The 747-nt window shown below is 71.2% G+C and carries 1 protein-coding gene; it reads left to right on the plus strand.

Translation table 11 applies throughout. The annotated features are described in order from the left end of the window. Positions 1-181: 181 nt before the first annotated feature. Positions 182-747, plus strand: a 566-nt coding sequence (locus KZA10_RS16675; RefSeq protein WP_218683456.1) for an EI24 domain-containing protein, incomplete at its 3' end; no start/stop codon positions are given.

The following is a 747-nucleotide window of genomic DNA, read 5'->3' on the forward strand; positions in this document are numbered from 1 at the left end:
CCGACCTCGCGACCACCGCGCGCAGTCGCCGCCTCGACACCCTGACCGTCGAGAAGATCAACGGCGAGGGCGTCTACGGCACGGGACTCGCCCTCACCCTGCAGGAGGCCGGCTTCGTGGCGACTCCGCGCGGGTACACGCTCCGCAAGGCCGTCTGAGCGATGCACCTACGCTGGAAGCCATGATCCGAGAGTTCGCGACCGGCATCCGCACCCTGCTGCGCGGGTTCGGGCTGTGGCGCACCAGGCCCGGTCTCATGATGCTCGGGCTGATCCCCGCGATCATCGCCGTGGTCGTGCTCGCGGCCGCCCTCATCCCGCTGGTGCTCAGCATGCCGTCGCTGTCCGCCTGGCTGACCCCGTTCGCCGAGGGGTGGTTCGAGCCGTGGAGGGGTCTGCTGCGCGCCGCCGTGGGCCTCGTGATCGTGGCGGCCGCACTCGCGCTCGCCAGCGTCGTCTTCAGTGCCCTGACCCTGACCATCGGCGACCCCTTCTACCAGCGCATCTGGCACGCGGTCGAGGTCGACCTGGGCGAGGCGCCTCCGGCGGACGGCGGCAGCTTCTGGACAACGCTCGGCGAGGGGCTCCGGCTGATCCTGCTCGGCATTCTGATCGCGATCCTCGTGCTCCTGATCGGCCTCATCCCGGCGGTCGGCGGGTTCCTCGGCGCCATCTCCGGTGTGGTGCTCACCGGTCGGTTGCTCGCCCGCGAGCTCACGGGGCGCGCCTTCGACGCGCGCGAGCTCAG

The organism is Microbacterium sp. BF1, assembly GCF_019279095.1.
In the GTDB taxonomy this organism is placed as follows: domain Bacteria; phylum Actinomycetota; class Actinomycetes; order Actinomycetales; family Microbacteriaceae; genus Microbacterium; species Microbacterium maritypicum.